Below are 25,044 nucleotides of genomic sequence, written 5' to 3'. Positions count from 1 at the left end.
CGCCGACCTCTCCCGATGGGAGAGGTGAAACCTGAGCTCTCGTCATGACCACACCCACCCGCCTGAAGCTGCCACCGAGCCTCTATGCCGACACCGCGGTGCAGGCGACGCCGACGCCTCCGCTGACGTCGGACAAGAGCGTGTCGGTCGCGATCATCGGCGGCGGCTTCACCGGCCTGTCGACCGCGCTGCACCTCGCCGAGCAGGGCGTGCTGGCGACCGTGCTCGAAGCGCAGGAGCCGGGCTGGGGTGCCTCGGGCAACAATGGCGGGCAGACCAATCCGGGACTGAAGCACGACCCGGACCAGATCGAACGGGATTTCGGCGCCGATCTCGGCCGCCGCATGATCGAATTCTCCTACGGCACCACCAACTTCACGCACGATTTGATCCGCCGCTACCAGATCCCCTGCGAGGCCAGGCAGAACGGCACGCTGCGCGCCGCCTACAACGAAGCCAGCGCAGCGGCGATCGCGACCACCGCAAAGCAGTGCATCCGGCGTGGCATGCCGGTGAAGCTGCTCGACGCCGCCGAGATGCGCCAGATGACCGGCAGCGACCGTTACCTCTGCGCCATGCCGGATGCGCGCGGCGGCGACCTGCATCCGCTGAGCTATGCGCGGGGTCTTGCGCGCGCCGCGATCGGGGCTGGCGCCGCCGTCCATGGCGAGACCCCGGCGCTGCGGCTGCGCCGCGACGGCGGCCGCTGGCGGATCGAGACGCCGCGCGCGGTCGTGCTCGCCGACAAGGTGCTGCTCGCGACCAACGGCTTTACCGATGATCTCTGGCGGCGCTTCGCCGCAGCATCGTGCCGGTGTTCTCGTCGATCGCGGCGACCGCGCCGCTGTCCGAGGCGATCGCGCGCGCGATCATGCCGACCCGGCCGGCGCTCTACGAAAGCGGCCACATCACGGTCTATTACCGCATCGACCAGCACAATCGGCTCTTGATGGGCGGCCGCGGCCCGATGCGCTGGATCAGCAAGCCGACCGACGTCGCCTATCTGATCCGTTACGCCGAGCGGCTATGGCCGCAGCTCAAGGGCGTCAGCTGGACCCACGGCTGGAACAGCCGCCTTGCCATCACCGCCGATCACTACCCGCATGTCCATGAGCCCGCGGAGAATTTGCTGATCTCGCTCGGCTGCAACGGCCGCGGCGTCGCGCTCTCGACCGCGATGGGCGCAGAGCTGGCGCGCCGGCTGATCGGCGGCCCCAAGGCCGAGATCGACATGCCCGTGACCGGCATCAAGCCGATCCCGATGCACGCCTTCTGGCGGGTCGGCGTCACCGCGGCCGTGCTGACCGGCCGGGTGCGGGACCGCCTCGGTGTGTGAGGCATTTAACACAATTACAGAATGTGCTGGGCTAATCTCGCGCGTCGGATATATTCGCAGTCTTTACTGAAAGGCTGTTCATGCAGTGCGAGCGATGCGGTCATGCGAACCGGGCTGGCAACGATTATTGTGAAGATTGCGGTGCGCCATTAGGCATCAAATGTGACTCCTGTCAGCATGTGAACGGGCCCTCCAGCCGCTTCTGCGGCCGCTGCGGCACCGCGCTCGCCGCGGGCAGCGTCGTCCCGACGCGCCCTCGCAGCGGCTGCTGCGTTCGCTCAGCACCAAGGGCGGCGAACGCAAGAACCTCACCTTGCTGTTTGCCGATATCCGCAACTCGACCAATCTGATCGACAGCCTCGGCGATCCCGAACTCGGGATGCGGCGGCTGGAGCCGGTGCTCGACCTGATGAAGGAAGCCGTCCACCGCTACGACGGCATCGTCAACAAGATCCAGGGTGACGGCGTCATGGCGCTGTTCGGCGCGCCGCCGCGCCCGCATGAAGATCATGCGGTCCGCGGCTGTCTCGCCGCGCTCGCCATGCAGGATTCGGTGGCCAGGCTCGCCGATCCCGGCATGCAGATCCGGGTCGGGCTGCACACCGGCGAAGTCGTCGTTCAAACGGTGGAAAACACAATCTATCAGACCTACGACGCCGCCGGCGCCAACGTCCATATCGCCAACCGGATGGAGCAGATGGCCGATGAGGGGGCGATCCTCATCACGCGGGACACCTATCTCGGCGCCAGGCAATTCGTCGAGGTCATGCCGCTCGGCATGCAGACCATTCGCGGCATCTCGACGCCGGTGGAGGTCTTCAAGCTGACCGGGCTGCTCAGCGCGCCCGCCAGCGACGTTTTCCGCAGCGGCCGCCGCTTGACCTCGATGGTCAACCGCACCGAGCAGATGGCGGCGTTCGAGCATGAGCTGTCGCGTGCAGTTGGCGGCGACGGCCGGGTCGTCGGCATGGTCGGCGATGCCGGCATCGGCAAGAGCCGGCTCTGCTTCGAGTTCGCCGAAAACTGCCGCCGCAAGGGCATTCGCGTCTACGAGGCCCGCGTGCTGGCGCATGGCCGCGCAACACCGTTCCAGCCCGTGCTCGAGCTGTTGCGCGACATCTTCGGCATCCGCGCCAAGGAGCCGATCGAGACATCCCGGCGTCGCGTCATCGACCGTTTTGCCGAGATGGCCGCGTCGGAGCAGGAATTACTGGTGCTGCTCGAATTCCTCGGGCTGGCCGATCCGGCGTATCCGGCACCGAAGCTCGATCCGCGCGCGCTGCGGCTGCAACTGCTCGATCTCGTTCGAACGCTGGTGCATGCACGCCCCGGGGACACGCCGGCGGTCGTCATGATCGAGGACCTGCACTGGATCGATGCCGCGAGCGAAGAGTTCGTCGAGACGCTGGTCGATGCCATCGTCGGCACGGCGACGTTGCTGGTGGTCAATTTCAGGCCGGGCTTCACGGCACCTTTCATGCAGCGGTCGCACTACCGTCAGATCGCCATCCCGCCGCTGCCGTGGTCCAATTCGAACGAGCTGCTCCGCGAGCATTTCGGCAGGCATCCCTCGCTGGCCTCGCTGAGCAGCAATGTCATCGAACGCGCGCAGGGCAATCCGTTCTTCATCGAGGAGCTTGCCAACACCGTCGTGGAGCGCGGCAATGTCGAGGGCGAACGCGGCAACTACCGGCTCAAGCATGGCGTCGATGCGGTGCCGCTGCCCGCAACGGTGCAGGCTGTCGTGGCCGCCCGCATCGATCACCTCGAGGATATCGCCAAGCAGGTGCTCGAGACGGCGGCGGTGATCGGCCGGCTGGTCGCGATGTCGGTGCTGCGCCCGGTCGCGGCGCTGCCGAACGACGATTTGCAGAACGCCATCGCGCAGCTGCGCCAGGCCGAGCTGCTGTACGACCTGCCGCCCTACGACAAGGGACTGCTGGCGTTTCGCCATCCGTTGATCCAGGAGGTGGCCTACGCAACCCAGTTGCGGTCGCGGCTGACCACGCTGCATGCGACCGTCGCCAAGGCCATCGAGGGCTTCGACTGGGGCAAGCTCGACGAGTTTGCCGGGCTGCTCGCCTATCACTACGAGGCCGCGGGCCAGCCGCTGGAGGCGGTCACCCATTTGCAGCGTGCGGCGCGCTGGATCGGCAAGACCAACTCCGCCGAGGCAATGAAAAGCTGGAAAAAGGTTCGCGCCCTGCTGCAGGACCAGCCGCCGTCCGAATATGTCAACCGGCTGCGGGCGATGTCGAGCGGCCAGATCCTCAACTTCGGCTGGCGTGAGGGAATGTCCGCCGAAGAGGTCAAGCCCTACGCCGAAGAGGCGATCAAATACGCACGCGCGGCAGACCCGGTGCACGAGCCGATCCTGCTCGGCGCCTACGGCAGGATCCTGGCCGCGACCGCGGCCGCCGACGATTATGTCAATCTCGTGCAGGACGCCTTGAAACTCACCTCCGGCACCGGGGACGTCGGACGGTTTGCGACGGTCAATGCGATGCTGAGCCAGGCGTTCTTCCTGTCGGGTCGTCTTGCCGAGGCGCTCGACGCCGGGCAGGTGGCGGTTGCCGCGATTGCCGAGCAGGGCGGTTTTCACAACAACGTCACACTCGGCCTCAACCCGAACCAGATTCTCGGCTTCGACGTCGAGCACTGGATCAGGTGTCTCGGCACCAGAATTCTGGTGCGGCTCGGCCGGTTCGACGAAGCCGAACGGCGGATCGCCGAGGTGCTGCGGGCCGAGCCGGAGCGCTTCGCCGCCGTCGTGCAGTTCATTCCGCATTTTGCGATGGTGGAGATGGGCTGGAGCCGCGGCCGGCCGGAACTGGCCAAGCCGCATGCGGCGAGGATCGCCGAACTGGCCGAGCAGTCCGGCACGCCCTATCTGCGGGTCGCGGCGCTCGCCAGCGCCGGCCTCGCCAGCGGCGCCGCGGGCGATTTCAAGGTTGCCGCCGCCCAGCTTCAGGAAGCGATCGACTTTGCGCGCTCTGCGCGAGCCGGCCTCGAATTCGAGGCGCGCATGCTGGCGGATCTGGCCGAGGCGCTCTATCGCGCCGCCGACCACCATGCGGCCCTGCAAGCGGTGGACGAGGCGCTGACGGTCGCGCGGCGAAGGACCGATCGCGTCGCCGAGTTGCACGCGACCGTGCTGCGCGGCCTGATCATTTGCGCCTTGGGCAGCACGTCACATGAGGAGCTTGACGAGATTGTCGGCGGCGCTCAGAATCTGCTCGATGTCTCGGGGGCAGTCTATTTCACACCACAACTCGATCAGCTTCGATTGCATCTTGAGCGACGCTAGACGCGACGATTTTTCATTTCTGGAAACAAGGTACTGAGGGGGTTTTAATGGGACGGATGATTCAAGACGATACGACGCGCGATGTCCTTGATCTGCTGAACAAGCGGTTTGGTCCCGGCGGGATCATGGAGATGGTGGAGCTGCAAAAGGAGTTCGACATCTTCTCTCCCAATCATCCCCTCGAACAGTCGTTCCGGCTGATCGGGATCGAGCCGGCCGACCGCATCGAGCGGAAGCGCTGGTATACTTTCCTCGGCACGCTGAAGGACTATCCTTCCGATCAGCCCAATGTGAGCGGATACAAGCGGGTGGTCCAGGCGTTCCGACAGGCGCTCACGCAGGGTCCGTATCTGCCGGTGCTCGTTAGCGTTCATGCCATGAAGGAAAATCCGAAGGTGACGTTTGCAGCCGATGGCCATACGCCGCTGATCTACTCGACCCAGTCGTATCGGGTTCTGTCGATCCCGACCAAGCCAAGCCAGGTCGCCCGCAAGGAGCTTGCCGCGATGGCGAAGCAGCGGCGGGCCAAAGCCAAGAAATGAGCAAGACGTGAGCATCGCAGCGGAGACCGCAGGTGTCGGCGCCGAAGGCGACCGGGCGCGGTTCTCCGACCTTTATGCCGATGTCGAATCCTACTACAGCGCGCGGGTCGCCAAATACGGCGCCACCCCGCGCGGGGTGGACTGGTCCTGCCAGGCCACCCAGGACCTCCGCTTCGTCCAGTTGCTGAAGCTCTGCGACTTCTCCGCACCGTTCAGCCTGAACGACATCGGCTGCGGATACGGCGCGCTGTGCGCCTATCTCGCAAGGCGCCATCCGCAAGCCGAGATCGACTATCTCGGGATCGACCTGTCGCTCGCCATGATCACCCGCGCGCGCCGCCGTTTCTCGGCGCCGGGGCGCCGCTTCAAGGTCGGCAAGGGCAGCCTGCGTCGCGCGACCTATTCGGTCGCGAGCGGCATCATGAATGTCGATGTCGGCGGCTGCCGTCGATCCTGGGAGGCATTTGTCGCCGGGATGCTGGCCGACCTGCGCCGCGCCAGCCTGCGTGGCTTCAGCGTCAACTTCGTCACCGGGGAGGCCGCAGCCACCGCGGATGCGGATGCGTCGCCGGTGCAGCTCTCTGCACCAGCCCCGAGCCGTGGATCGATTATTGCGAACGCGAGCTTGGCTGCACCGTCGAGACCATTGACGGCTACGGACTGAACGAAGTCACCCTGCTGGCGCGATGTAGGGATCGCTGATCGGGCTGCGGACTATCGCTTGTCCAGAATCCGCAACTCGGCCGTGGCGCTGGCGACCGTCACATCGCTGGCGTCGATCAGATCGGCTTCGACGATCATGTCGCGGTCGGTCTGCGAGATGACCTTCGCCTTGGCCGTGATCGGGCCGACGCGCGCCGGTTTGAGAAACCGCGTGGTGAGGGTCCTGGTCACGACGGTCCGCGTTGCGGGCAGCGCTGCGAGGGCGCCGAGACCGGTGGCTGAATCCAGCATCGCGGCAAGGAAACCACCCTGGATCGTTCCGTGGCGGTTGGTGAACGAGGGTTGGGCCTCGAAACGGACTGTGGCGATTTCACCGTCGAAGCCCAGCCACTCGCGTCCAAGAAGTTGCGCGCCGGGCGGCACGTCTGCGCTTGCTTCACTCAAGCCGGTCACCGCAATTGTTGTCGGTCCAAATGTATCAGCCCGTCTGGCTCATGCAATAAACTCGGTGTCGTCCCTGCCTAGTGCGCAATTGCGCACGGGAGCAGGGACGACGACCTCAACGAACCGCGCGACTTTGCCGTCACCCCTCCGCGACCGCATCGCCCCAGGGCTGGAACGGCTCGGTGACGCCGCTGTTGGTGGTGCCGTCGCGCAGCACGACGCTGGGGCAGGCGAACTTCATCGGCAGGGTCTGGATGCGGGCCTCCTCGAAGTCGAAGCGGCCGCGCAGCGCCTCGCGCACGCTGGCGGGCAGGCGCTTGTCGCCGATCACCACGGCGCCCTCGCTGGCGTCGATCCGCGGCTGGTGGATCGCGGCGTCGAGATCCATGCCGAAATCCATCACGAAGGAGAGCAGCTGCGACACTGCCGGCAGGATGCGGCGGCCGCCCGATGCGCCCGCGGCGAGCGTGCGGCCGTCGGCGGCCTGCGCCACGACAGGCGTGTAGTTGGTCAGGCAGCGCTTGCCGGGCGCGAGCGAGTTCGGATTGCCTTGCGTCGGATCGAACCACATGATGCCGTTGTTCATGGTCAGCCCGGTGTTCGGCGTCACGAATTTGGAGCCGAAGGTCGACAGCAGCGTCTGCGTCACCGCGGCCATGTTGCCGTCGCGGTCGACCGCGGAGAAATGCGTGGTGCAGCTTGGCGCGATCGCTTCGGCGCCGAGCGCGCGGCGGCCGTCGACGTCGCCCATGTCCTTCAGCCGCTCGCGATAGGCGGCTTGCAGCGCCTCCGCATAGGCAGCGTAGGCCGCCGCATCCGGACCGCCCTGCGCGGGCGCCAGCGCCTTTTGCAAAAGGCCGAGCGTGCGCGCCATGGTCGGACCCGCGGTCAGCTCCGGCGTCGCATAGACCGTGCCGCCGCGATAGGGAATCTTCAGCGGCTCGCGCAGATGGGCGCGGAAGGCGGCGAGGTCGCGTACCGACAGCGCGCCGCCGGCGGCCTGGATGTCGTCGGCGATGCTGCGCGCCAGATCGCCCTCGTAGAAATCGCGCGGGCCGGCCGCGGCGAGCTGCGCCATCGTGGCCTTCAGCCTGTCCTGCGGCATGCGGACCACCGACCTGATGCCCCATTGCGCATTCGGCGGCAGGCCATCCTGCAGATACGCCGTCGCGCTGGCGGGATAGCGCCGCAGATCGGCGGCGGAGCTTGCGATCATCGCGGTGGTCCACCAATCGACCAGAAGGCCCTCGCCGGCGAGCTTGACGCTCGGCGCCAGCAGGTCCTTCCACGGCATTTTGGCGTGACGGCGATGTGCTTCCTCCATGCCGGCAACGACGCCGGGCACAGCGATCGAGCCGGGGCCGTGCAGGTTGCGGTCGTCCTTGACCCGCGCCCAAGGGAACAGGTCGGAGGCCGCGCCGCCGGTCAGCGGATAATCCTCGATGCGTAGGCCGTCAGGCGCGCGCATGCCGTAGTCGATCACCTCGACGCGGTTCTCCTTGGCGCGATAGAGCACCATCGCGCCGCCGCCGCCGGCGCCGCTCATCCACGGCTCCACGACGCCAAGCGCGAAGGTGGTTGCGATCACGGCGTCGACGCAATCGCCGCCCGCGGCCAATACCTCCGCGCCGACCTCGGCCGCCCGGCGCGACTGTGCAGCGACGATGCCGCCCTTGGCGCTGACGGCCGGCTTGCGGATCACTTGCGAGTTGGAGAACTGGTCGGACATGGCGTTGCTTTCGCTGTTCTTGTTGCGGGTGGGGCACGTTGGCGTAGCATGCCAAGCATGGCACTGTCAGTGCAACAACAAGAACCAATTTCAGGGAGCGGAAAATGGCTGTTGTGAAGCGTGAACGGGACGGCAAGGTCGGCATCCTGACGCTCAGCGATCCCGCGAGCCTGAACGCCATGACGCCGGAACTGCTCGGCGATCTCGCGCGCGCCGTCGGCGAGATGAGCCTCGACCCGGACATCCGCGCGCTGGTCCTGACCGGGGAGGGACGCGGCTTCTGCTCCGGGCAGAACCTCAAGGCGTTCCAGTCGCTCGGCGACAACATCTACATCGGCGTGATGAGGCATTATTGGCCGACGATGCAGGCGTTGCGCGAATGCCGCGTGCCGGTGGTGGTCGCGGTCAACGGTGTCGCGGCTGGCGGCGGCTTCAGCCTCGCGATGTCCGGCGACATCATCCTGGCGGCGCGCTCGGCGAGCTTCATCCAGGTGTTCAGCCGGATCGGGCTGGTGCCCGATCTCGGCTCGACCTGGCTGTTGCCGCGCCTGATCGGCCGCCAGCGCGCGCTCGATCTGATGCTGCTGAACGAGCCGCTGCCGGCCGAACGGGCCAAGGAGTGGGGATTGGTGCGCGACGTGGTCGACGATGCCAAACTGCTCGACGAGGCCAAGGCGCTCGCCGGTCGTCTCGCCGACGGACCGACGCGCGCGCTGGTCGCGACGCGGCAGCTGCTCGAGGAGAGCGAGCACGCCAGCTACGCCGATCAGTTTCGCCGCGAGATCGAGCTCCAGCAGGTGATCCGCGAGAGCGCCGACGCGAAGGAAGGCCGCCAGGCCTTCGTCGAGAAACGCAAGGCTCAGTTCACGGGACGCTAGAGCGGGATGAGCTTACCTAAATCGAGCGGCGGGCTCCGCTTCACCTCGCCCCGCGTGCGGGGAGAGGTCGGAACGCATCGTTCGATGCGTTCCGGGTGAGGGGGAGTCTCCGCGAATACAGCTATCACCAGACATATGCGGAGGCAGCCCCTCACCCCAACCCTCTCCCCGTAAGAACGGGGCGAGGGAGCGCAGCGCCGTCGCTGTTCGGCGCAATCTCAGGATGCTCCAGGCCTTGATCGTGCGCGTGCTAGCCGATCGCGATCGCGATCTTGCCGAAATGCGCGCCGCTCGCCATGTGGGCGAACGCGGCCTTGACCTGGTCGAACGCGAACACCTTGTCGATCACGGGCTTGACGCCGTGCAGGCTGATGCCGTCGCACAGCGCCTGCAGGTCCTCGATCGAGCCGACGGTGACGCCTTGCAGCCGCTGCTGCTGCATCACCATCAGCGGCAGCCGCGTGTCGGACGCGGCGGGACCTGCGAGCACGCCGATGAAGGCGATGGTGCCGCCGATCCTGGTGGCGCGGATCAACTCGTTCAGCGTGCCGACGCCGCCGACCTCGACGACGAGATCGACGCCGCGCCCGGTCAGCTCGCGCGCCTTCTTGCCCCAATCGGGCGTGGACTTGTAGTTGAGCGTGACATCGGCGCCGAGCTGTTTCAGCCGCGCGATCTTGGCGTCGCTGGAGGATGTCGCGATGACGCGGGCGCCGCACATCTTGGCGAATTGCAGCGCGAACAGCGAGACGCCGCCGGTGCCCTGGGTCAGCACCGTCTGCCCCGGCTTGAGGTCGCCGAGCTTGACCACCGCGCTCCACGCCGTGAGGCCGGCGCATGGCAGTGCCGCGGCCTCGATATCGTTCAGATGATCCGGCGTGCGCACCAGCGCATGCGCGGGGAAGACCCGGTACTCGGTCAGCACACCGTCGACGCTGCCGCCGAGCGCCGCGCGCATCCGCGCCTCGCTCGGCTCGCCGGCGAGCCAGCTTTCGAAGAAGCTGCCGATCACGCGATCGCCGGGTGCGAAGCTCCTGAACTCCGGCGCCGACCGCCTCGACCACGCCGGCGCCGTCGGAGACCGGCACCAGCGGAAATTTCTGGCGCGAGCCGTAACCGCCCTTGACCGTGAGCAGGTCGCGATAATTCAGCGTCGCCGCCTTCAGCCGCACCAGGACTTCGCCGGGGCCGGCTTGCGGAACCGGCTTGTCGACCAGCGCCAGCGCGTCGACGCCGCCGGGGCCTTGCAACTCATAGCATTTCACGGAACGTCTCCTGCTCGGTGCTCTTGTGTTGGGCAGCGCTCGCGGCGCTGCCGCGCATGCTCCGAGCATATGTCATGCCTGCCGCGCGTGGCCATAGCGCGCAGTGGGGTTGATGGAATGGCGCCCATGCCCGAACGCGCTGGCGCGCGACCGGGAAATACCGCCAATCTGAGCCGTCAATGGAGTGACCGAGCGGAGGTGACCATGGCTGCCTTGCTTGAGACGAAGCGCGATCTGATCGCCATGCTCGCACGCGGCGCGGTTCGCGTGCTGCTTGCCGCTGCATGGATCGCTTGCGGTGGTGCGATGGCCGCAGCAGACGACAGCCTCTACCGCGCGCGGACCGTCGTCACCGGCCAGGGCGAGCCGAACCGCATCATTGGCTTCGGGGCATGTCTGGAGGATGTGCTGATCAAGGTTTCCGGTCAGCCAATGCTGGCAGGTGACCGCCGGCTTGCCGCCTACAAATCGAAGGCGGGGGAGTTCGTCAGCAGTTTCGACTATCACGATCAATACGCCGGCAAGCCGCATCATGACGAGCAGGGCACCCGCGACCGGCCCTACGACCTGACGGTGGATTTCGACGAGAACAAGATCGACGGCATTCTCGCCAGGCTCGGTCTCAGGCCCTGGCGGTCGCAGCGGCCGGTGCTCGGCGTCTTCGCCGAGATGCAGCATGGTCCGAAGGATTACATTGTCACATCCGACGGGACGCAGTCCGACCTGCAACGCGATGCGCTTGCGGCTGCGGCCGGCAAGCGCGGCATGCGCTTCGTGCTGCCTGATACAACCGCGTTGACGAGCGCCAACATCACCGCCGCCGAACTGTTGAAGACGCCGCCGGCGAAGCTGAGTTCGATCGTCGCGCCGCAAGGCGGCGAGGCCACCCTGCTCGGTCGGCTGGTCTGGGACGACAAGGATCTCGGCTGGGCCACGCAATGGCGGATGGCCTGGCACGGCAAGGATTACAAATGGCAGTTCCGCGGCGTCACCTTCGATGAAGCCTTCCGCCGCGGCATCGGCGGCGCCGCGCAGGTGCTGTCGGGCAATGGCGATCCGGGGCGACCAAAATAAGCGTGCGCGCGCAGCGGCTGGATCGCGCTAGAGCCCTTTCCGTTCCGATTGAATCGGAACGGGGCTCTAGATTTTCATTTTGACGCGTTTTCTTCACGCGAACCGGTATCCACTTCGCTCGAAAACGCTCTACCCGGCGTAGCCAAGCGTCTGCGACGGATATTCCCCGAACATCGCGCGGTAATATTGCGAGAAGCGCCCGAGCTCGATGAAGCCCTGTTCGATCGCAACCTTGGAGACGGTGGTCTGGTCTGGGGTGCTTTCGCGCAGGATCGAACGGATCATGCAAAGCCGCTTGTAGCGCAGGAACGTCACCGGGCCGACCCCGAACACTTCGTGGAAGGCGCGGTGCAGGCTGCGTCGCGACAGCCGAAGCTCGGTGCAGATTTCCGAAACATGGACCGGGCGCGTGCCCGCGGCGTGCAGATAGTCCTCGACGTGGCGCACCAGGCGCATCGCCGACGGTAGATAGCTCGTCCCGTCGGGAGGCAACGATGTCACAACCGTCGCGGTCACGCAGTCGACGATCGCGCGCTTCCAGAAGCCGGCCGACGCGTCCGTCAAGGCGTCCGGATAGCGCGCGAGGTGCGCGACGATCCGCGGCAGTTTGTCCGCCGCGCCCATGCCGATCGTGGGATCGGCGCGAAAGTGGTTCTTCGCCTGCCAGGTCTCGGCGTCGGCGAGCCGCGGCTCGCCGCCGAATATGTCGGGCAGGTCGGCGAGGTCGAAGCGGATGGCGGCGTAGGACGAAGCGCTGTGAAAGACCCCGTCATGCTCGACCGACGGAGGAATCACCAGCACATCGGCCGGCTGCATGTCGAACGCCCAATGCGTGACGCGGTCGGTCGCGTTCAGCAGCATTCCGATGATCAGCTTGGGATCGGTCGAGATGCGCTGGGTGCGGACCCCGACATTGAACGCGCCGATGCTGAGCGAAAAATCACCGATCCCGACGTGAGACAATGTGCCGCGCAGCTTGCCGCGCTCCAGCTGCATGACTTCGACATGCGAGCCTTCGACGGCATCGTGGAGACCCTCGAAGCCGTCAAGCTCGCCGGTGCTGACCGTCAGGTGTTGGCGCATATCCACGTTCACAACTGCAGCGCGATTAATCTACTAAAACCAAATGCTTGAAGTCGGTACAAAAAGTGTGCCCAGCGGCAATGTGCCTAGATTGGTTTGATTCTCATGGCGAGATCGTGATGCGGATTTGCAAACGTGCAGATTTTCGCTTGTTTTTCCGAGAAAGCAATAAGGCCGACCGGATCGGATTGATCGAATCTGGAGCATCCTTCGTTAAGCCTGCACGCCTCGGGGTTGAGATTGGCACAAAGTGCACATCACTTGTATAGTGCGTTCCGCTATCGTTTGAACTGACAGCAGAATTCGCTCGTGACAACGTCCAGTGGAACGAGTCACGATGGGAGAATCCTGTGCACGCAAGTGTGCACAGGATTGGCAACGGAGGAGAAAAGGGAAGAAGGCCTGACTGATCAACGCTGCCGAAAAGTGCAGCACAGAAAAATGGAAGGGCGCGACAATGCACTCAGGCACGACGCAATCACGGACGACGTTCGGTCACCGAGATCGTAAGGCTGCGATCTTCAACAAGATTTTCCGTTTGGCGCTCGTTGGAGCAGCCGCGATCATCGCGCAAGCCGGCCCGGCGTCGGCGGTCAGCATCGGCTCTTCCGCTTCATTGCCGATCATCACACAGCAGGAAGGCAGCGGTAACGTTGTGCAGGTGCGCGCTGTCGCACGCCGCAGCGGCGTTGCCGTCGGACCACGCGGCGGTGCGGTTGCTTATCGTAGCCGGACGGTGGTGGGTCCGGGCGTTCGGCCCGGCTGGCACGGCGGCGGCACGCGCTGGGTCGGACCACGGCCCGGACCGCGGCCGGGAGGTTGGGCGCGGCCCGGCTGGTACGGCTGGCCGATCGGGGGCGCGGTGGCGGCCGGCGCAGCGATCGGTTTCGTCAGCGCGGCGAGCGCAGCCGCCTGGGCGGGACCGCCGCCGGCAGCGGGCATGTGCTGGTACTACACCGACCCGTCGCGAACACAGGGCTTCTGGGACTACTGCTCACGGTAATGCGCGAAGAGGTGCATCGCCATGTCCCGGGTAGAGATTGCCTCCACTGAACGAGAGCGTGACGACCGCGTCCAGACCGACGACATGGTCTGGATTCCCGGCGGCACGTTCCGCATGGGCTCCGACCATCACTACCCCGAGGAGGCGCCGGCGCATCGGGCGTCGGTCGACGGCTTCTGGATCGACCGCACCCCGGTGACCAATGCTCAATTCCGCGAATTCGTGCGGGAGACCGGGCACATCACGGTCGCCGAGCGACCGCCGGACCCTGCGCAATATCCGGGTGCGCTGCCGCATATGCTCTACGCCGGCTCGCTGGTGTTTCAACCGCCGCGCCGGGTCACCACCCTGCGCGACTGGAGCCAATGGTGGACCTTGATGAAGGGCGCGAACTGGCGTCGCCCCTACGGCCCGCGCAGCAACATCAACGTGCTCGGCAGCCATCCGGTCGTCCACGTCGCCTATGCCGATGCGCTTGCCTACGCCAAATGGGCCGGCAAGGAACTTCCGACCGAAGCCGAGTGGGAGTTCGCAGCGCGCGGCGGGCTCGAGGCCGAGGAGTTCGCCTGGGCAACGCCTTGACGCCCGGCGGCACGCACATGGCCAACACATGGCAGGGCAATTTCCCGATTCAGAACCTCTGCGAGGACGGCTTCGACCGGACCTCGCCGGTGACCGCGTTTCCGCCCAATGGCTATGGCGTCCACGACATGATCGGCAATGTCTGGGAGTGGACCGCCGACTGGTGGTCCGCCCGTCATGAGGCAGACGCTGCGAAGCCCTGCTGCATCCCGCAGAATCCGCGCGGCGGTCGCGAGGAGGCGAGCTACGACCCCGCCCAGCCCGCGATCAAGATCCCGCGGAAGGTCCTCAAGGGCGGCTCGCATCTGTGCGCACCGAATTACTGCCGCCGGTATCGCCCTGCCGCCCGCCACGCCGAACCGGTCGACACCTCGACCAGCCATGTCGGCTTTCGCTGCGTGGTGCGCCGACCCGATTCTCAATCGTCACAAAAACCGTTCGACAAGCAAGGAGCGTCAGAATGAGCGATGAGAGCAATATCGTTGCCAGGCAGTCCGGTAGTCGCGGAGGGTTGCTTCGTGGCTTGTTCGCGGCGGCGTTGGTCGCGACAAGCCTGGCGCCATTTGCCGGGTCTCCCGCGTCAGCGCAGCAGCCGAACGCGGCCAAGCCGAATATTCTCGTGATCTTCGGCGACGATGTCGGCCAATCCAACATCAGCGCATATACACGCGGGCTGGTCGGTTACAAAACACCGAACATTGACCGCATTGCCAATGAAGGCATGATCTTCACCGACTATTATGCCGAGAATAGCTGCACCGCCGGCCGCTCCACCTTCATCACCGGACAGGTCTGCCTGCGGACCGGCCTCTGCAAAGTCGGTATTCCGGGAGCACCGGTCGGCTTGCAGAAGGGCGACATAACTATCGCGCAGGCCCTGAAGCCTCTCGGCTACGCCACAGGTCAGTTCGGCAAGAACCATCTCGGCGATCGTGATGAATACCTGCCGACCAATCACGGCTTCGATGAGTTTTTCGGCAATCTTTATCATCTCAACGCCGAGGAAGAGCCCGAGCGGCCATACTGGCCGAAGGACGACGCAGCTTTCGTCAAAGCCTATTCGCCGCGTGGCGTCCTCAAAGCTTCCGCCGACGGCAAGATCGAGGATACCGGCCCGCTTACCAGGAAGCGGATGGAGACAGTCGATGACGAGACTACAGGTGCTGCGATCGATTTCGTCACGCGACAGGCAAAGGCCAACAGGCCGTTCTTTACCTGGATGAACTTCACTCGCATGCACATCTTTACCCACGTTCGTGCCTCGATGCGCGGGCAAAGCGGCATGCCGGGCAATGAATACGCTGACGGCATGGTCGAGATGGACATGAACGTCGGAAAGCTGCTCAAGACGCTCGATGACCTGAAGATCGCGGACAACACGATCGTCGTCTTCAGCACGGACAACGGCCCGAACGCGTTCACCTGGCCGGATGCAGCGACGACGCCCTTCCGGTCGGAGAAGGACACCAATTGGGAAGGCGCGTTCCGTGTGCCGGCGATGATCCGTTGGCCCGGCCACGTCAAGGCAGGCGAGGTTGCCAACGGAATCGTGTCAGGTCTCGACTGGTTCCCGACGCTCCTTGCCGCCGCCGGCGATCCCGGGGTGAAGGATCGCCTGCTCACCGGCTGGCAGCCGCAAGGCGGCTCGACCACCTTCCGAGATCACCTCGACGGGTTCAACCAGCTCGACTACATCACGGGCAAGGCCGACAAGAGCGCACGCAACGAGTTCTACTACTTCAACGACGACGGTGATCTCGTTGCGATGCGAAACGGCGATTGGAAACATACCTTTGAACGGCAGGATCAGCCCGGCCAGTTCGACGTCTGGGCCCACCCGTTCACGCCTTTGCGCGTGCCAAAGATATTCAATCTGCGCATGGATCCGTACGAACACGCGGAGATATCGGGCAGCATGTACGATCAATGGCGGGTAGAGAACGCGTACATGATCGCTCAGGCACAAATCAAGGCGGCAGCGTTCCTGCAGACCCTTGTTGAATATCCGCCAAGCCAGCGGATTGCGAGCTTCAGCATCGACCAGATTCGTCGTGCGGTCGACAAGAAGGTCGATGAATCCTTCAAGAAGCGTGGTCTCGAATAGTCGCGAGGCCCTGCGAGACAGGCCAGTGGTATTGGCCTGTCCCGCACCGTATCCAAGGGGACTAGCGGATGGATGCTCGATCGAGCATAGGGTCTGCATCGACCGCGACCCGAGCAAACCGAAAGAATCTGGACGCCGGTGCGGGCCGGAGGCTTGTCGCAGCGGCGCTGGCATTCGTCTCGGGTGCCGCCGGCCTGATCTACCAGGTGATCTGGATCAAGCAGCTCTCGCTGGTCGTCGGCGCTGATGTCTACGCCATCACGACCGCCGTGAGTGCCTTCTTTACCGGCCTGGCGTTGGGCGGCCTGATCTTTGGTGGAAGGGCCGACCGCGCCAGCCAGCCGGCGAAACTCTACATCGCGATCGAGATTGGCATCGGCATAACCGGCGTAGCCACCACATTGATCCTGGCGAATATTGCGCCGGTCTTCGTGGCGATCGAGAGCGCGAGCGGCTTGCTCGCATGGGCCATGGTGTTCGTTCTGGTCGGCATCGCCCCGCTTCTGATGGGTGGGACGCTACCGGTCCTCGTGCGTGCGGTGCTGCATAACTCTGGCGATGCCGGCCGCATCGGTGGCCGGCTATACGCCGCCAACACGGCCGGCGCGATTCTTGGCGCTCTGCTGCCGATGTTCGTCCTCATTCCGCTGTTCGGGGTGCAAGGGACCTCGATCGCGGCAGCGACACTCAATGTCCTCGCGGCGGCGGGGCAACGGTGCTCGGCCGGATTCCCCTGGCGTCGGCGAGGATCAAGCCTGCCGGCCGCGCGGCGGCGCATCAACCGCGCCGGGTCGGATTGGCAGTCGCCCTCTATGCCGCCGCCGGTGCAATTGCCCTCGGCTATGAGGTCATCTGGTCCCAGTCCATCGTTCAGTTCATGAGTACGCGCAGTTTCGCGTTTTCCGTGGTGCTTGCCACGTACCTCGCGGGACTTGCGGCGGGCGCCGCGATCGTTGCGCGGATGATCGACCGGATCCGCGATCCCTGGAGTGCCTTTGGCCTTCTGATCGCCGCCGCCGGGTTCCTGGCCTTGATCGAGATCGCGGCACTTGGCCATTGGCTCGTGGTCGCGCAGACGGCGACCGAGGCGTTCGTGCTCCGCCTTACCGAAAGCCAGTTCGCCAGCATGTGCGCCCGCTTCGCGGCTGCAGCGTTCTGCATCGTATTCGTGCCGACCTTGCTGCTCGGGGCGGCCTTTCCGGTGGCGCTGCGTCTGGTGGTGCGGGATGCGCACATCGGGCAGGACGTTGGCGCGGTCGTGGCAGTCAATACGCTGGGCGGTGTGGGCGGCGCGCTTCTCACCGGTTTCGTGCTTCTGCCCTGGCTCGGGCTTGTCCACACCCTGGCATTGCTCGCAATCGGCGCCGGCCTGCTGGGTGTCCTTGCCTGCTGGGGCGGTCGCTCGGGCCGCACCGGTCTTGGACTGGCATTCGCGGTCGGCGCAGCCTGCATCGTCGCTGCGGTCGCCACGCCGTCCGACCGATTTGCCCAATTGCTGCCGGCAGCGCGGTCGGGAAAAATCATGTTCTATGAAGAGAGCCCGGGTGGAACGGTTGCGGTGGTCAACACCGGCCGCTTCCGCCGGCTCATATCCAGGGCGTATCCAATTCCGGCGACGCCATGCCGTCGCTGCGCTACATGCGGCTGCAAGCGCTCCTGCCGCTCATCATTCACAATGGCGAGCCGAAATCAGCCCTGGTGATCGGCTACGGCACGGGCATCACGGCCGGCGCTCTCTCGCAATTCCCTGCTCTCGACAGGAGGGTGGTGGGTGAGCTGCTCCCGGCGGTCCTTCGCGCGGCTCCGATATTCGACGGCACCTTCAACGCCGCGACCGATCCGGGATTGGAGAAGCGCTTGGGCGACGGCCGTCGCCTCCTGCAGCGCGAGAGCCAGACCTACGACCTGATCACGCTGGAGCCGCCGCCGCCATCGGCGGTTGGCGTCGTCAATCTCTATTCTCGCGATTTTTATCGCCTGGCTTCGTCGCGACTGAACGACGACGGCATTGTCGCGCAGTGGTTGCCGCTGCCAACACAGAACGATGAGGACACGCGCTCACTGGTTCGCAGCTTCATCGATGTGTTTCCGTACGCGTCTCTGTGGACATCGGAGTTGCATGAAATGCTGCTTGTCGGGTCGCGTCGTCCGATTCAGTTGGATGCGCAGCGCATCAGCGCGAGATTCAACCAGCCCGAGACGTCTGCGGCGCTTTCCGCGGTCGGCGTCAACTCGGTCGCGGCGCTGATCGCAACCTGGATCACCGACCGCGACGGGCTCGAGCGCTACGCGGCGGACGCGCCGGCAGTGACGGACGACAGGCCGCGAATCGAATACGCGACATGGGTTCGTCCGGACGAGTTCAGCCGGACGATTTTGCATATCTGGCAGTATCGTAGCGAACCGCCGCTCAAGGGAGCGGACGAGCAATTCACCGCCTCGCTGCTGAGCGAAAGGCGAGATCTTGATGCGTTCTATCGTGCCGGCCTCAGCGCCTATGCGGGCAACCGGCAAGCCTACGCGCGCGAGATGGCGAGCCTCAGCCAAGCGGCGAGGCGAAACCCCTATTACAGGTGGTTTACGGGGTCCAAGGAGCCGTAGTGCAATGTCAGACCACGCCGCAACACAGTTAGCGGCCGCCCCGGCGCGGCGAACTGCCAAGGACTCCGCGGCGCGCGACGCCGTGCTCGATCTCAAGGCGCGCATCGGCAAATCGGTGCTCGGGCAGAATCATCTGGTCGAGAGCATGCTGATCGGGTTGCTGGCCAACGGCAACCTCCTGATCGAAAGCCTGCCGGGTCTTGCCAAGACGCGGGCGGTGAAGACGCTGGCGAAGAATCTTGCCGCGGATCTGTCGCGCGTGCAGTTCACGCCGGACCTGCTGCCGTCGGACGTGACCGGCGCCGAAATCTACCTGCAGACCGAGAAGGGCGGCCAGTTCCAGTTCCAGAAGGGGCCGATCTTCGCCAACCTCGTGCTGGCGGACGAGATCAACCGCGCCCCGGCCAAGGTGCAGTCGGCGCTGCTGGAAGCGATGGAGGAGCGACAGGTCACCGTTGCCGGCAAGACCTACAAGATGCCTGACCTGTTCATGGTGCTCGCGACCGAGAATCCGATCGAGCAGGAGGGCACCTATCCGCTTCCCGAGGCGCAGCTCGACCGCTTCCTGATGCATGTCGTGATCACCTATCCGGACGAGGCGACGGAAGGCGAGATCATCAAGCTCAATCGCGCCGAGAATGCGCAGAAACCGGAAGCGGGCGCTGCCCCGCCGCCGCCGGTGCCGCAGCAGGCGATCCTCGATGCGCGTGGCGAGCTCGACGGCATTTTCGTCTCCGACCTCGCACAGAAATATATCGTCGACCTGATCTATGCGACGCGGTTTCCCGGCCGCTACGGCGAGCCCTTGAGCAAATGGATCCAGATCGGCGCCAGCCCGCGCGGCAGCCTTGCCATCGACCGCTGCGCGCGGGCGCGCGCATGGCTCGACGGGCAGGATTTCGTCACGCCCGACCACATCCGCGCCGTCATCCATGACTGCCTGCGGCATCGGCTGATCCTGAGCTACGAGGCCGTATCGCAGGGCATCAGCCCCGACCAGGTGATCGACAAGATCACCGAGCTTGTCGCTGCAGCATGAGGGCCGTGATGACGGAGACATCAGCCAGAACGCCCGGTGTCTACGTCAGTCTCGACGATCTGATCGCGCTCGAATTCCGGGATCGCAGGGTTTCGTTCCTGCCGCGCCAGCCGGTGCATAGTCTGCTGTCGGGCCGGTTCGCCTCGCGCATGCGCGGCCGCGGGCTGAACTTCGAGGAGATCAGGGACTATCGCCCGGGCGACGATGTCCGGGAGATCGACTGGAAGGTCACGGCGCGGCTGCAGAAGCCGCATGTGCGCGTCTTCAACGAGGAGCGCGACCGTCAGGCCCTGCTCGTGGTCGATCAGCGGCTGTCGATGTTCTTCGGCAGCCGGCGCGCCATGAAGTCGGTCACCGCGGCCGAGACCGCCGCGATCGGCGCCTGGCGTGTGCTCGGCGTCGGCGACCGGATCGGCGCGATCGTGTTCAATGACAGCGATGTCGTCGAGCTGGCGGCGCGGCGCAGTCGGGCGACGGTGTTGCAGATATTGTCCACCATCGTCGCGCAGAACCAGGCGCTCGGCGTCGGCCGCGGCATCGTCCCGGCGTCAGGCATGCTCAACCGGGCGCTCGAACATGCCGAGCGGCGGACGATGCACGACGCCACGGTGATCCTGATCAGCGATTTCGATGGCGCGGATACCGCAACGCGCCGGATGATCGGGGCGATCGCCCGGCATAACAACGTGGTCGCGGTGCTGGTCCACGATCCCTTGCAAAGCGATTTGCCTGCCTCGAGCCGGATGACCGTCACCGATGGCGAGCTGCAGATCCAGCTCGAAGTCGGCCGCGAGAGCGTCCGCAAAAGTATCGCGCAGGCATCGCAAGAGCGGCTGCGCGGCGTATTCGCATGGACGCGTGAACTTGGCATTCCGGTGCTGCCGCTGAGCACAGCCGAGGAAACGGCGCCGCAACTCCGGCGTCTCCTGGGCGGGCTGCCGGCCCGGCACGGACGCGGTGGTGGTCACACCCGAGCGGAGGCGGCTCTTGGCTGACACCCAACCGGTCACTGTGGATCCCGTCGCGGGCCTGATCGATATCCCGCTGCCACCGCCGGTGAGCCTGCTTCCGGCGACATGGGCGTCGTGGATCGCGATCGTACTGGTTGCCGCAGCGGTCGCCGTTGCGGCATGGCGCCTGCTGCGGCATTTCCGCGCCAACCGCTATCGGCGCGCGGCGCTCGCGGAGCTCGACCGGCTGCCGCAGACACAAGGCGGCGTTCCGGAGGGAATGGCCGCGAGCCTCGCGCTGCTGGTGCGGCAGACCGCGCTCGATGCCTTTCCGCGCGAAACCGTCGCGCCACTTGCCGGCGCGGGCTGGCTTGCGTTCCTCGACCGCAGCTATGGCGGGAACGAATTCTCGCAAGGCGCGGGACGGCTGCTCGCGACCGCACCGTATGGGCGGACGACGGCGGATGCCGGCGATCTAACGGCGCTGCAGGATCTGGTGCGGCGCTGGATCAGGGGGCACCATGTTTGAGTTCGCATGGCCCTGGATGCTCGCGCTCCTGCCGCTGCCGATCCTGGCGTGGTGGCTGTTGCCGCCGTATCGCGCGCGGCAGGCCTCTGTGATGGTGCCGTTCTTCGACCGCCTTGCGGCGGCGACCGGACAGACCCCGCAGCGCGGCGCCGTCGTGCTGCAGCGGCGGCGCATCCAGATGGTGACGGCCGCATTGATCTGGGCGCTGGTCGTCGCGGCGCTGGCGCGGCCGCAATGGGTCGGCGATCCCGTCACGCGCGAGGTTTCGGCGCGCGATCTGATGCTCGCGATCGATATCTCCGGCTCGATGGACCAGCGCGACTTCCGCGGCAGCGACGGCGCGATGCTGACGCGGCTCGACGGCGTCAAGCGCGTGGTCGCGGATTTCATCGCGCGGCGGCACGGCGACCGCGTCGCGCTGGTGCTGTTCGGCACCAGGCCCTATGTGCAAGTGCCGTTCACACAGGATCTGCAGACCGCGACCGCGCTGCTGGCGCAGACCGAGGTCGGCATGGCCGGACAGCAGACCGCGATCGGCGACACCATCGGGCTTGCGATCAAGACCTTCGAGGCGAGCAAGTCACGGCAGAAGCTCCTGGTCCTGCTCACCGATGGCAACGATACGGCGAGCCGCGTCCCTCCGGAGCATGCCGCCGACATCGCACAGCAGAACGGTGTCGTGATCGACACGATCGGTGTCGGCGATCCGACCGCGAGCGGCGAGAACCGCGTCGATCTCGGCGTCTTGCGATCGGTCGCCGCCACGACGGGCGGCCATTTCTTCCGTGCCGAGGACGGTGCGCAGTTGCAGGCGATCTACGCGAACATCGACCGTCTCGCGCCAGCCAAGCTCGATACGCTGGCATGGCGGCCGAAGCAGCCGCTGTTCCAGTGGCCGCTTGGCGCCGCCGTGGTGCTATCGCTGCTGCTGTGGCTCGGCCTTTCGCTGGAAAGCGGGCTGGGACGAAGGGGAGCGCCCGGCCATGCATGACGCGGCTGTCATTCCGATCCATCTGCTGCGGCCGCTGTGGCTGCTTGCGCTGATTCCCGTCGCTGCCGTCTTCGCATGGGTGCGCTGGCGGCAGAGCCCGCAGGCGCAATGGGGCGGGGTGATCGCGCCGCATCTGCTCAACCATCTCATCGTGCAACCGGGGACGGGACGCGGCGTCAGCCCGCTTTATCTGGTCGCCGCCGCGCTGTCGCTTGGTATCGTCGCGTTGTCGGGCCCGACCTGGCGGCGTGAGCTGCCGCCCTTCGTCGAGGACAAGGCGCCGCTGATGATCGCGCTGTCGCTCGATGCAACGATGGGGCAGAGCGACGTCGCGCCGACGCGGCTCGAACGCGCCAAGCAGAAGATCAGGGATCTGCTTGCGGCGCGCGCCGGCGCGCGCACGGGGCTGATCGCCTATGCGGGCACCGCGCATCTGGTGATGCCGCTGACCGACGATCGCGCCGTCATCGAACCCTTCCTCGCCGCGCTTGCCCCGGGCCTGATGCCGTCGCCCGGGAAGAACGCGGTCGCGGCGGTGGCGCTCGCCGCGGAGGCGCTCGCGACCGAAACAGTGCCCGGCACGATCCTGCTTGTCGCCGACGACGGCGGTGACGAGGAGGGAGCGGTTCGTCAGGCCGCCGGACGGAACGGCCTGGTCAAGCTGAGCGTCACGCCGAACAAGGGCGAGAGGTTCGGGTTCGGTTCGGACGTCGTCCGGGTCAGCATCGACGACGCCGACATCGCGGCGCTCGAGCGCCGGATCGAAACCCGTTATCAGGCCGCGCAGGGTGACGCGTTCGGTACGCAATGGCGCGATGAGGGCTTTTGGCTGCTGCTGCCGATTGCACTGCTCAGCCTGCTCTGGTTCCGGCGCGGCACGACGGTGGCCTGGGTTGTTGCCTTCGTCTGCCTGTCGCATGTGTCGTCCGCGAGGGCGCAGGAGCCGCGCCGTTTTGCCGACCTGTGGCTGACGCCGGATCAGCAAGGACGCATCGCGTTCGATCGCGGCGACTATGCGACCGCGGCCAGGCGCTTCTCCGATCCGATGTGGCGCGGCATCGCCGCCTATCGGGCGTTCGACTTCCTGACGGCCGCGCAGGAATTTGCGCATGTCGACACGCTCGAGGGACGCTTCGCGCTCGGCAACGCCCAGGCGCAGAACCATGCCTATGAGAAGGCGATCGCCGCCTATGACCAGGTTCTGAAGATCGCGCCCGGCCATGTCGCCGCGAAGACCAACCGTGCCATCGTGGTGGCGGCGCTGAAGGCGAAAGAGGAGAAGCGGAAGAAGCAGGAGCAGGACGACAGCGCGCCGCCGGACTTCAAGGCCGACGAGATGCGGGTCGACCCGACCCAGAAGGGCGGCAAGCGGATCGAGGTAAAGCCGACGGATCTCACCACGGCCGGCGCCGCCGAAGCCTGGATGCGTCAGGTCCAGACCACGCCGGCTGACTTCCTCAAGCTGAAATTCGCGATCCAGGACGCGACGCGGCCGGCGGGGACGAAGCCATGAGGCACCCGCTCGCCGCCGTAGCCCTGATGATCGGACTGCTCATACCCTGCGCGGCGCTCGCCCAGCAAACCGCGCCGGAGCCGATCCTGCGGGTGACGATCGATCCGCCGCGCGTCGTGGTGGGGCAGGCGGCCGCGCTGCGGATCGACGTGCTGGCGCCGAACTACATGACGGCGCCACCCGAGCTACCCGACTTCCAGGTCCGCAATGCCGTGACCCGTCAGTTGCGGAGCATCAATGAAAACGAGCAGCGGGACGGCCTCACCTATGCCGGCGTCCGGTTCGAATTCGCCATTCATCCGCAGGAGCCGGGCAGCTACGCGATCGCCGGCCAGGCGATCACCATCAAATACGCCGCCGAGCCGCCGGCGACGCGCGAGGCCACACTCGCGCTGCCGCCGATCGCATTTGAGGCCTTCATCCCGGACGCGGCCTCCGCCCTGCAGCCGTTCCTGGCCGCGCGCAATCTGTCGATCGAGCAGACCGTCAACCGTTCGTCGGATCAGCTCAAGACCGGGGACGCCGTGACGCGGACCGTCACCGTCAAGGCCGAAGGCATTCCGGCGATGCTGCTGCCGCCGGTGAAGTTCACCGCGTTCGACGGGCTCAGGCTCTACCCAGCGCAGCCGTCGCTCCAGGACAAGACCGATGGGCGCACCGATGTGCTGTCCTCGGCGCGCACCGACAGCGGCGTCTACATGCTCGAGAGGGCCGGCGACTATGTGCTGCCGCCGATCGACCTGCGCTGGTGGAACATCGACGCGCAACGCATCGATGTGGCGCATCTCGACCCGGTGACGCTGCACGTGGAGGCGAACCCCGCAGCCGGCGGTGCGTCCTCAGTCGGCACCTCCGGCCCGCGCCGGTCGTGGGGCGCGCTGCGCGATGTCGTCGCCGATCGCTGGAAGTCGATCGTGCTCGTGCTACTGGCACTTGCCGGGCTCGGCTGGCTGATGCCGCGGACGGTCCGCGCGACCACGGCGCGTCTTCGCCGGCATCGCGAGGCCTATCTGCGCTCGGAAGCGTTCGCCTTCAGCGAGCTGCGTCGCGCCGCGCGCCATGGCGACGCCAGGGCGGTCTACTTCGCGCTGCTCGACTGGCTGCAGCGGTTCGAGCCGGTCGCGCCGCAGCACACGGTCGAGGCGTTCAAGGCCGCCGCGCATGATGCCGCGCTCGATGACGAGATCGGCGCGGTCGAGCGCGAGCTGTTCGCGCCGTATGCCGGCGCGGCGCGCTGGTCACCGCACCGGCTGCTGCGCCAGGTCGGCGGTGCCCGGCGCAACCTGCGTCGGCGGGCGAGACGCCGCGAAGGCACGCGCTCACTTCAGAACCTGAATCCGGTCGGGCTTTCCTCCACCACGTCCCTTGGTCGACCAAAGCCCGCCAGATGAACGAAGCACATTGAGACCGA

20 protein-coding genes and 3 pseudogenes are annotated in these 25,044 nt (G+C 66.1%); 19 read left to right on the top strand and 4 right to left on the bottom strand.

What is annotated here, in order from left to right:
• Positions 1 to 44: 44 nt before the first annotated feature.
• The 5 genes and pseudogenes from ACSKB9_RS13735 to ACSKB9_RS13715 all read left to right on the top strand — a co-directional run bounded on the left by ACSKB9_RS13735 (position 45) and on the right by ACSKB9_RS13715 (position 5,849).
• A pseudogene (locus tag ACSKB9_RS13735) lies at positions 45 to 1,336 on the top strand (NAD(P)/FAD-dependent oxidoreductase).
• A gap of 80 nt (positions 1,337 to 1,416) precedes the next feature.
• Positions 1,417 to 1,686 carry a zinc ribbon domain-containing protein gene (locus ACSKB9_RS13730; RefSeq protein ID WP_438073754.1) on the top strand — a complete coding sequence of 90 codons (270 nt, stop codon included), beginning with the start codon at positions 1,417 to 1,419 and terminating at the stop codon, positions 1,684 to 1,686.
• Positions 1,650 to 4,643: an ATP-binding protein gene (locus ACSKB9_RS13725; protein WP_438073752.1), complete on the top strand. Its 2,994-nt coding sequence runs from the start codon at positions 1,650 to 1,652 to the stop codon at positions 4,641 to 4,643. The genes ACSKB9_RS13730 and ACSKB9_RS13725 overlap by 37 nt, the downstream gene beginning before the upstream one ends.
• Before the next feature lie 47 nt (positions 4,644 to 4,690).
• Positions 4,691 to 5,185, top strand: a complete 495-nt coding sequence (locus tag ACSKB9_RS13720) for a hypothetical protein (RefSeq protein WP_438073750.1) — start codon at positions 4,691 to 4,693, stop codon at positions 5,183 to 5,185.
• A gap of 7 nt (positions 5,186 to 5,192) precedes the next feature.
• On the top strand, positions 5,193 to 5,849 hold the full coding sequence (locus tag ACSKB9_RS13715; protein WP_438073749.1) for a class I SAM-dependent methyltransferase: 657 nt from the start codon (positions 5,193 to 5,195) through the stop codon (positions 5,847 to 5,849).
• Between the two features lie 50 nt (positions 5,850 to 5,899).
• On the opposite strand, the gene ACSKB9_RS13710 is transcribed toward ACSKB9_RS13715, so the two are convergent.
• The gene (locus ACSKB9_RS13710) at positions 5,900 to 6,301 is read right to left on the bottom strand and encodes a PaaI family thioesterase (RefSeq protein ID WP_438073747.1); all 402 of its coding nucleotides are present in this window, start codon (positions 6,299 to 6,301) and stop codon (positions 5,900 to 5,902) included.
• Positions 6,302 to 6,431: 130 nt separating this feature from the next.
• Positions 6,432 to 8,021, bottom strand: a complete 1,590-nt coding sequence (locus ACSKB9_RS13705; RefSeq protein WP_438073745.1) for a gamma-glutamyltransferase — start codon at positions 8,019 to 8,021, stop codon at positions 6,432 to 6,434.
• Positions 8,022 to 8,125: 104 nt separating this feature from the next.
• Here ACSKB9_RS13705 and ACSKB9_RS13700 point away from each other — a divergent pair, with 104 nt between their 5' ends.
• Positions 8,126 to 8,899 (top strand): enoyl-CoA hydratase-related protein, encoded by a 774-nt coding sequence (locus ACSKB9_RS13700; RefSeq protein ID WP_438073743.1) that lies wholly within the window; start codon positions 8,126 to 8,128, stop codon positions 8,897 to 8,899.
• A 250-nt stretch (positions 8,900 to 9,149) separates the two neighbouring features.
• Here ACSKB9_RS13700 and ACSKB9_RS13695 read toward each other — a convergent pair.
• Positions 9,150 to 10,164: pseudogene (locus tag ACSKB9_RS13695) on the bottom strand (zinc-dependent alcohol dehydrogenase family protein).
• A gap of 204 nt (positions 10,165 to 10,368) precedes the next feature.
• On the opposite strand from ACSKB9_RS13695, the gene ACSKB9_RS13690 reads away from it, so the two are divergent.
• Positions 10,369 to 11,238 (top strand): DUF2066 domain-containing protein, encoded by an 870-nt coding sequence (locus ACSKB9_RS13690; protein ID WP_438073741.1) that lies wholly within the window; start codon positions 10,369 to 10,371, stop codon positions 11,236 to 11,238.
• 129 nt (positions 11,239 to 11,367) lie between these two features.
• Here the strand turns inward: ACSKB9_RS13690 and ACSKB9_RS13685 are convergent, their stop codons facing one another.
• Positions 11,368 to 12,321, bottom strand: a complete 954-nt coding sequence (locus ACSKB9_RS13685) for a helix-turn-helix domain-containing protein (protein ID WP_438073739.1) — start codon at positions 12,319 to 12,321, stop codon at positions 11,368 to 11,370.
• 538 nt (positions 12,322 to 12,859) lie between these two features.
• On the opposite strand from ACSKB9_RS13685, the gene ACSKB9_RS13680 reads away from it, so the two are divergent.
• From ACSKB9_RS13680 to ACSKB9_RS13625, 12 genes and pseudogenes are all read left to right on the top strand, one after another.
• Positions 12,860 to 13,324 (top strand): hypothetical protein, encoded by a 465-nt coding sequence (locus ACSKB9_RS13680; protein ID WP_438073737.1) that lies wholly within the window; start codon positions 12,860 to 12,862, stop codon positions 13,322 to 13,324.
• A gap of 21 nt (positions 13,325 to 13,345) precedes the next feature.
• Positions 13,346 to 14,370 (top strand): annotated as a pseudogene (locus ACSKB9_RS13675) (formylglycine-generating enzyme family protein).
• Positions 14,367 to 16,010, top strand: coding sequence for an arylsulfatase (locus ACSKB9_RS13670; protein WP_438073736.1), 1,644 nt, complete (start codon positions 14,367 to 14,369; stop codon positions 16,008 to 16,010). Before ACSKB9_RS13675 ends, ACSKB9_RS13670 begins: the two are co-directional and overlap by 4 nt.
• A gap of 206 nt (positions 16,011 to 16,216) precedes the next feature.
• The gene (locus tag ACSKB9_RS13665) at positions 16,217 to 16,891 is read left to right on the top strand and encodes a fused MFS/spermidine synthase (RefSeq protein WP_438073734.1); all 675 of its coding nucleotides are present in this window, start codon (positions 16,217 to 16,219) and stop codon (positions 16,889 to 16,891) included.
• Positions 16,807 to 17,712: a fused MFS/spermidine synthase gene (locus ACSKB9_RS13660; protein WP_438073732.1), complete on the top strand. Its 906-nt coding sequence runs from the start codon at positions 16,807 to 16,809 to the stop codon at positions 17,710 to 17,712. The genes ACSKB9_RS13665 and ACSKB9_RS13660 overlap by 85 nt, the downstream gene beginning before the upstream one ends.
• Positions 17,631 to 18,611, top strand: a complete 981-nt coding sequence (locus ACSKB9_RS13655; RefSeq protein ID WP_438073730.1) for a hypothetical protein — start codon at positions 17,631 to 17,633, stop codon at positions 18,609 to 18,611. Before ACSKB9_RS13660 ends, ACSKB9_RS13655 begins: the two co-directional genes overlap by 82 nt.
• A 4-nt stretch (positions 18,612 to 18,615) precedes the next feature.
• On the top strand, positions 18,616 to 19,650 hold the full coding sequence (locus ACSKB9_RS13650) for an AAA family ATPase (protein WP_438073728.1): 1,035 nt from the start codon (positions 18,616 to 18,618) through the stop codon (positions 19,648 to 19,650).
• 8 nt (positions 19,651 to 19,658) lie between these two features.
• Complete coding sequence (locus ACSKB9_RS13645) at positions 19,659 to 20,645, top strand: DUF58 domain-containing protein (protein ID WP_438073726.1); 987 nt, start codon at positions 19,659 to 19,661, stop codon at positions 20,643 to 20,645.
• Positions 20,638 to 21,129 carry a DUF4381 domain-containing protein gene (locus tag ACSKB9_RS13640; RefSeq protein ID WP_438073724.1) on the top strand — a complete coding sequence of 164 codons (492 nt, stop codon included), beginning with the start codon at positions 20,638 to 20,640 and terminating at the stop codon, positions 21,127 to 21,129. Before ACSKB9_RS13645 ends, ACSKB9_RS13640 begins: the two co-directional genes overlap by 8 nt.
• Positions 21,122 to 22,120, top strand: coding sequence for a VWA domain-containing protein (locus ACSKB9_RS13635; RefSeq protein ID WP_438073723.1), 999 nt, complete (start codon positions 21,122 to 21,124; stop codon positions 22,118 to 22,120). Before ACSKB9_RS13640 ends, ACSKB9_RS13635 begins: the two co-directional genes overlap by 8 nt.
• On the top strand, positions 22,113 to 23,633 hold the full coding sequence (locus ACSKB9_RS13630) for a VWA domain-containing protein (protein ID WP_438073721.1): 1,521 nt from the start codon (positions 22,113 to 22,115) through the stop codon (positions 23,631 to 23,633). Before ACSKB9_RS13635 ends, ACSKB9_RS13630 begins: the two co-directional genes overlap by 8 nt.
• Positions 23,630 to 25,024 carry a BatD family protein gene (locus ACSKB9_RS13625; protein WP_438073719.1) on the top strand — a complete coding sequence of 465 codons (1,395 nt, stop codon included), beginning with the start codon at positions 23,630 to 23,632 and terminating at the stop codon, positions 25,022 to 25,024. Before ACSKB9_RS13630 ends, ACSKB9_RS13625 begins: the two co-directional genes overlap by 4 nt.
• Positions 25,025 to 25,044 lie beyond the last annotated feature (20 nt).

This window comes from Bradyrhizobium sp. BR 1433 (assembly GCF_051547665.1).
GTDB classification, from domain to species: Bacteria; Pseudomonadota; Alphaproteobacteria; order Rhizobiales; family Xanthobacteraceae; genus Bradyrhizobium; species Bradyrhizobium australafricanum.
The sequence above is the reverse complement of the archived record's forward strand: the minus strand, read 5'-3'. Positions and strand labels throughout refer to the sequence as shown.